Raw genomic sequence first — 6,381 nt, 5'->3', positions numbered from 1 at the left:
GAACGACGGTAAGCGCTTTCCCCAGCCGTTCGGAATTGATTCGGTACCCTCGATGGTATAGAGGAAATACTCGGACAGCCCTTCCTTAACAATTGATTTGGCCGCTGCAGCTAAGTCGGCAGCTCCCTCTGCAACAGCCATTTGGCTGTAAGCCTTGCGCTTAAGTTCATCCGACGCATTGGTGAGTAATCCGCGGCCGCGCAGTTCTGGATATCCTGGCTTTCCATAAGGCGCTTCTCGCCGTGCAAGCTCTGCGATTTCATCGAGCAAATGGATCTTGCCGACGATCACACGGGTCTCGGCATTCTGATAATCTTCGCCACTTTGGTTTTGTATCCGCACATAGCCCTGAAGCTTCATCATTTGCTCGTCGGGTGACAATGTGCCCATATAAAAGGCGCGCCAGGAAATGCCGGACGTGAAGAACGAGATCTCAACTGGGATCGGACCGTCGACGTCCGACTTGATGGTCCATATCGCACTTCCTTTGACCTTTGGTGGGAAGGCGACCTCGAGCAATCGCACCCGGCCCGCATGTTGCGGTGCCCTTAGTTGAACGGATGTGGGGTCAATTAAGGTGTTCTCCCAGCTAAACTCGAGGCGGTTTATGCCCTTCTTCAGCGTCAGGGTGCGTTCTTCCCGAACGAGGGTTAGGTCGGCAGAGTTGTAGATTGTCAGTTGAACCCGATCGCGCTCCGGCAGCATAACGAGGTCCACCTTGCCAGCGGCCGTGAATGGTGCGATCAGGCCCAGTATCAGGGCGAATAGTGAAGATCGTGTGTGCATCGTTGCTCCTTGCCGTTACGTGGAATTGGTGACTTAAACGCCGAAAGCCCCACAAAGGGTTAAAAGGGGGTGCCCCAGCGGTGGGCCCGGCACCGCTGGGGCAAATCATGATATGAGAAATGGTATGAGGATTTGGTGCTAATTAATTGTTTGTTAGTATTATTTCTGTTTTTCACGCCCAGAAGCGATGACGCGTCCATGCCCGTCAAAGCCGATCTCAGTGATGCCAGGGCTTGCTAAGCGTGCAGTCAGCTGCTTCGGGGGAGCGGGGTTCTGGATTTCTGAAATTTAATGAGCCATTTTATCTACTGCCTGAGTGAGTCCTTGCAGCGCCGCAGAGATGTGGACCGCGAACGGCGTACTTTGGTCAATCTGCTTTAGGCTTGGCGGTAGGCGGCTGAGTGATGACGTGGTACGTTCTCTGATATCTTTGAGTGTCTCCGATGGCGATACTCGTTCGCCGCCCTGCATAATGCATTGTAATAAGGCCTGTCCTTCATGTACGTCGTCTGCGAGTGCGAGCACATCATGGCTCATGGTATTTTCCGAATCATAGAAACGATAGACTTGCTTTTGCCCTGGCCATGTTTCTTTACCAGCCGAGCGCTTGCGACGGGCTTGACCAGCGTACTCCTCTAATTTGTAGGCGCAATTCAGATACGGGGCATCTTCGGACGTGACCATGCGGGTGCCGACCCCAAAGCCGTCGATAGGGGCTCCACCGCGTAGGAGACGCTGCAGTGCCATTTCATCGAGGTCCCCACTCGCAAAGATCTTGGTATCGGTAAGGCCACCTTCGTTGAGCAGCTTGCGAACCGTTATGGCTATTTGGTAGAGGTCGCCACTGTCGATTCGTACCGCTTTGATGATGATCCCATTCTTTTCGAAGGTAGGAGCCAAGTGGACGATTTTTTCGATGGCAGCTGCTTCATCGTAGGTGTCGATGAGTAGGATGACATTCTCCGGCTGACTATCCGCAAAGTGTTGGAAGGCGATCGCTTCGTCATCATGGGCCATGACGAATGAATGTGCCATTGTGCCGTAGGTCGGGATACCGAACGTTTTCCCTGCAAGTACTGTGGCCGTCCCGGCGAATCCCACAATGTAGCAGGCGCGCGCAGCCAATAATCCAGCTTCCGCACCATGGGCGCGCCGCAGGCCGAAATCAACCAAGAGCTTCCCAGGCGCAGCCAGTACCGAACGCACAGCCTTCGATGCGATAAGAGTTTGGAACTGAAGCAGGTTGATAAGGCGGGATTCTACGATTTGAGCCTCGGGCATTGGCGCCGTGACGCGAAGGATCGGTTCACTGGGAAAGAAGATAGTGCCTTCTGGCATGGCATGGACATCACCGGTGAACCGCAGATCTGCCAAGAAATTAATGAAGTCTTTGGTAAAGTTGTGACCGCAATCGCCCAGCCAATCAAGTTCATCGGCAGTGAACGCAAAGCCTTCCAGGAATTGAAGAACTTGTTCAAGGCCTGCTGCGATAAGAAAGTTGCGATTTGGAGGTAGTTTGCGAACAAAAAACTCGAACACTGCCTGATCAATCATGCCATGATCGAAATAGCCCTGCAGCATCGTGAGTTGATAAAGATCCGTGAGAAGAGGGCTATTGCCAAGGCGCATTAGGTAGTCATCTCGTATTGGATCGGACGAGCGCCGAGCTCGCACATCTCTTTTTCCGCTTTGTCTCCATCATCGGGCTGTACGTTTACGGCCCGTATGGCGTCTTCTAGGAGTATCACATCGTATCCGTTCTTAATAGCGTCCCTGACCGTGTAGAGCACGCAGTAGTCAGTGGCAAGGCCCCCGACGAAAACACGCATAACATGCCGCCTACGCAACTCTTTATCTAGATCGGTGTCTTCAAAATCAGAATAAGCTTCTTTATCCGCTCGGGTTGCCTTCGAAATAATTGCGGCATCCTTTGGGATGACTAAATTCGGCGCAAACTCGGCGCCTGGCGTATTGACCACACAATGGGGAGGCCAGGGGCCGCCCTGGGGAGCGAAAGAGCAATGATCGGCTGGGTGCCAGTCACGTGTCACAAAGATCGGTAGCCCTTCCTTTTCGAAACGTGTGATGTAACGGTTCATGATCGGTACAACTTTTTCGCCTTCAGGAACCGCAAGACTACCGCCGGGGAGAAAGTCATTCTGCAAATCCACGACGATCAACGCATCGCCGACTGTCGGCGTTGGTTTGAGCAATTCATTCATGGTGATCACCAATCGGTAAACCGCACAAGATGTAGAGTCGATGTTAGTCCGACGGCCATATTGGGTCAAAGGGATGTGGGCCTGGTCTTTGTAGCTACGTTCATCGCCAGATACCTGGGATAAGTGCATTTTACCCAAGGGACCCGATTCAAAGCGGCATTCTTGATTTCAGAATGCGCTCCATGCTTGCTCTGTCTGGTTTGTCGATCGTTGTGCTAGAACGATACGAACATCGCCTATCGAGACTGGTCCAAGATCCTTGGAGGAAACAAGGCTTGACGACAGGATGCTTAAAGACGCTGTGAATTAATTTCGTATCGCGTCGGCTTGATCTCGATTTAGATCAAGTTTCTGTGGAGCAAATAGGGTTCAGGCGGTGCCGAGGGAAATGCCAATTGGAAAATATCAAATAAGGGGCCCTATAGAAGGAAACCCCACTGAACACTATTTCTTTAGTGAGTCTTTTGCCTTGTCGGCATCTTTATCTCGAACCAGCATGGCGTATGCGGAGTGATTATGAATCGACTCGAAGTTTTCAGACTCTACGGAGTAGGCACCAATACGGTCATCGACATTCAGTTTTAGCGCTACGTCGCGAACAATGTCTTCTACAAATTTGGGGTTGTTATAAGCCTGCTCGGTGACGAATTTCTCATCCGGACGTTTTAGGAGACCGTAAAGCTCTGCAGATCCGATCTTTTCGACCATTTCAATCAGTTCTTCAATCCAGATGAAATCACGGGTTCGCACGCAAACCGTTACGTGTGACCGCTGATTATGCGCGCCGTAATCGGAAATTTCCTTTGAGCAAGGACATAGTGTTGTGATCGGTACAATAACTTTAACCAGCACCGTTGGATTGTCGTTCATAATTTGGCCGATAAACGTAACTTCATAATCTAGTAGACTTTTAACTCCGGACACAGGGGCGCTTTTCATCACGAAATACGGGAAAGACATTTCGATGTGTCCGGATTCGGCTTTCAATAGATGCGTCATTTCGATGACCATCTGTTTGAAGGATTTAACAGTGATTTCGTATTCGTTCATGTTGAGGATTTCGACAAAACGGGACATGTGTGTCCCCTTGAACCTATGCGGCAGGTTCACATACATGTTGAATGTTGCAACGGTATGTTGTTCACGACCTTCTCGATCCGAAATTACGATCGGATGACGAATATCTTTAATACCGACCTTGTCGATAGGGATATGACGTTTATCCGTGCTGCTTTGCAGGTCGGCGATCGGCGAAATAAGAGGGGCTGGTCGATTCATATGCTAGGGTTCCTTAATGAATAAGTTGCTTCTACGCCATCGAAAATTGCTTAATCCTGAGTGACCCGATATGTGTGGGTTCCATTTCGCTTACATTTTACTCGCTTATGTGCGTGTCCGCTATAGTTGCTGGGGGCATCGACTTTTTGTTAACTAATCCCGTGGGCATGAGGCTAGTCCAAATACTATTTATCCCGATCCACAATATAGTCTGCGATCCAGCGCAGCGGGTCGGCTTCCTTTCCTAGATCTTTAAGGCTATTCAGCGCTCGTTCGTGCAATTCTTTTGCGGTTTGTTTGGCATCTTCTAGCCCGAGCAGGTTCGGATACGTAGGTTTATTCTGCGCGATATCAGATCCTTGAGGTTTTCCGAGGGTTGCCGTGTCACCTTCGACGTCCAGGATGTCATCGCGGATCTGAAATGCGAGACCGATACATTTCGCGTAATGCTCGAGATCACCTAGCAAATCTTTTCCTACGCCGGGGAGGGATAGCGCTCCAAGCTTCACGCTTGCGCGTATTAGCGCCCCGGTTTTATGGATGTGCATGTTCTCGAGCTCCGCGATGTTTAAATCGCGTCCGACTGCGGCGAGATCAATGGCTTGTCCACCGGCCATTCCGCGCGAACCGCTTGCTTGCGCCAATGTATCAATCATCCTAAGGCGTTGCTCCGCGTCGACAGTGATGTGGTAATCGTAGGATAAAACGTGAAAGGCGAGCGCCTGTAGCGCGTCGCCTGCAAGAATTGCCGTCGCTTCATCGAAGGCCTTGTGACACGTTGGTCTCCCACGGCGCAAATCATCGTCATCCATCGCGGGAAGGTCATCGTGAATCAGGGAATAGGCATGTATAAACTCGACTGCACACGCGGGTCCGTCCAACGCAGTTGTTTCGACACTAAGCGCTTGACCGGAGATGTAAACGAGTATGGGCCTTATCCGCTTTCCATCGCCGAGGACCGCATACCGCATTGCCTTGTGCAAATCGGTCGGCTGAATGGTGCTTGCCGGAAGCCAGTGGTCAAGCGCCCTCTCTACGCAGGATCTGTATTCCTCCATAAGTTCCGCAAGCGGCATGGGGACTAATCGATATCGTCGTCTGGACTGAAGGGCTCAAGCTCCGTCTTCCCTTCCTTTTCCAGCAGGATCTGTACTTTTTGCTCGGCTTCGGCGAGTGCCTTCTGGCAGGCCCTTGTTAGCTCGATGCCCCGCTCAAAATGTTTAAGAGATTCTTCCAGGCTCAAATCCCCTCCCTCCATCTTCTCAACCAGTTTCTCCAGCTCTCCGAGGGCACGCTCGAAGTGAAAGCTACTTCGTTTCTGCTTTGGCACGGTCTGTCCCCGTTCGAGATGCATCTACGTTAACGCACCCTGTGAGAAGCGGTCAATCAAGAACGCGTAGCAATGATCGTCTATCATACGGGTTCCAATAAGGGATTCTAATAACAGTTGCCGTTGACAGGGTAGAGGATGTGGTGTAAATTTTATCGGCTTTTAGAATTAGTCTAAATTCCGCGCCAAAAGGGCCGATACGGCTCGGCTAACTGACGAAAATCCGGAGGAGGAAATTCATGTCACTCCAAGGCAGCAAGACAGAAGAGAATTTGAAAGACGCATTCGCCGGCGAATCCCAGGCCAACCGCCGGTACTTGTATTTCGCCCAGAAGGCCGATGTGGAGGGCTACAACGATGTTTCCGCCGTCTTCCGCTCCACCGCGGAAGGGGAGACCGGGCATGCCCATGGGCATCTGGAATACCTAGAGGCTATCGGTGATCCCGTAACTGGGTTACCGATTGGTGCAACTGAAGACAATCTTAAGTCGGCCATTGCAGGGGAAACCTATGAGTACACCGATATGTATCCCGGCATGGCAAAGACCGCACGCGAAGAAAACCTCGATGAGATTGCCGATTGGTTCGAGACCCTTGCCAAGGCTGAGCGCTCACACGCCAATCGATTCAAGAAAGCCCTGGAGACATTAGACTAGCGGCAGAGCGCAGAGCTGTGTTGTATGCTGATGCGTAAGGAGGCGGGATCCCATGCCCGGCTTCGTCGTTGTATGCGCCTAGATCTTGGTTTTCAGCAAGGGCGTGCAA

7 protein-coding genes are annotated in these 6,381 nt (G+C 51.4%); 1 reads left to right on the top strand and 6 read right to left on the bottom strand.

What is annotated here, in order from left to right; genetic code table 11:
* From O6944_12230 to O6944_12205, 6 genes are all read right to left on the bottom strand, one after another.
* Positions 1–786 (bottom strand): hypothetical protein (locus tag O6944_12230; protein MCZ6719903.1); only part of this gene is annotated, 786 nt, incomplete at its 3' end.
* Positions 787–1,074: 288 nt separating this feature from the next.
* A complete protein-coding gene (locus O6944_12225) occupies positions 1,075–2,415 on the bottom strand; it encodes a nicotinate phosphoribosyltransferase (protein MCZ6719902.1) in 1,341 nt (446 codons plus the stop codon).
* Positions 2,415–3,008 (bottom strand): nicotinamidase, encoded by a 594-nt coding sequence (locus O6944_12220; GenBank protein MCZ6719901.1) that lies wholly within the window; start codon positions 3,006–3,008, stop codon positions 2,415–2,417. The genes O6944_12225 and O6944_12220 overlap by 1 nt, the downstream gene beginning before the upstream one ends.
* Positions 3,009–3,452: 444 nt before the next feature.
* Positions 3,453–4,286, bottom strand: coding sequence for a GTP cyclohydrolase FolE2 (folE2, locus tag O6944_12215; GenBank protein ID MCZ6719900.1), 834 nt, complete (start codon positions 4,284–4,286; stop codon positions 3,453–3,455).
* Positions 4,287–4,471: 185 nt separating this feature from the next.
* Positions 4,472–5,362 (bottom strand): (2E,6E)-farnesyl diphosphate synthase, encoded by an 891-nt coding sequence (gene ispA, locus O6944_12210; GenBank protein MCZ6719899.1) that lies wholly within the window; start codon positions 5,360–5,362, stop codon positions 4,472–4,474.
* Between the two features lie 5 nt (positions 5,363–5,367).
* Entirely contained in the window at positions 5,368–5,616 is a 249-nt protein-coding gene (locus O6944_12205; protein MCZ6719898.1) for an exodeoxyribonuclease VII small subunit, read from the bottom strand.
* Between the two features lie 239 nt (positions 5,617–5,855).
* Here O6944_12205 and O6944_12200 point away from each other — a divergent pair, with 239 nt between their 5' ends.
* Positions 5,856–6,272, top strand: a complete 417-nt coding sequence (locus O6944_12200) for a rubrerythrin family protein (GenBank protein MCZ6719897.1) — start codon at positions 5,856–5,858, stop codon at positions 6,270–6,272.
* The last annotated feature ends 109 nt before the right edge of the window (positions 6,273–6,381 follow it).

This window comes from Gammaproteobacteria bacterium, from assembly GCA_027296625.1.
In the GTDB taxonomy this organism is placed as follows: Bacteria; Pseudomonadota; Gammaproteobacteria; order JAKEHO01; family JAKEHO01; genus JAKEHO01.
This window is presented reverse-complemented; position numbering and strand designations above follow the sequence as displayed.

What these genes read in the sequence shown, in the direction of transcription:
- O6944_12225 (MCZ6719902.1), bottom strand. Translation starts at nt 2,415, where the DNA reads ATGCGCCTTGGCAATAGCCCTCTTCTCACGGATCTTTATCAACTCACG.
- O6944_12220 (MCZ6719901.1), bottom strand. Translation starts at nt 3,008, where the DNA reads ATGAATGAATTGCTCAAACCAACGCCGACAGTCGGCGATGCGTTGATC.
- folE2 (MCZ6719900.1), bottom strand. Translation starts at nt 4,286, where the DNA reads ATGAATCGACCAGCCCCTCTTATTTCGCCGATCGCCGACCTGCAAAGC.
- ispA (MCZ6719899.1), bottom strand. Translation starts at nt 5,362, where the DNA reads ATGCCGCTTGCGGAACTTATGGAGGAATACAGATCCTGCGTAGAGAGG.
- O6944_12200 (MCZ6719897.1), top strand. Translation starts at nt 5,856, where the DNA reads ATGTCACTCCAAGGCAGCAAGACAGAAGAGAATTTGAAAGACGCATTC.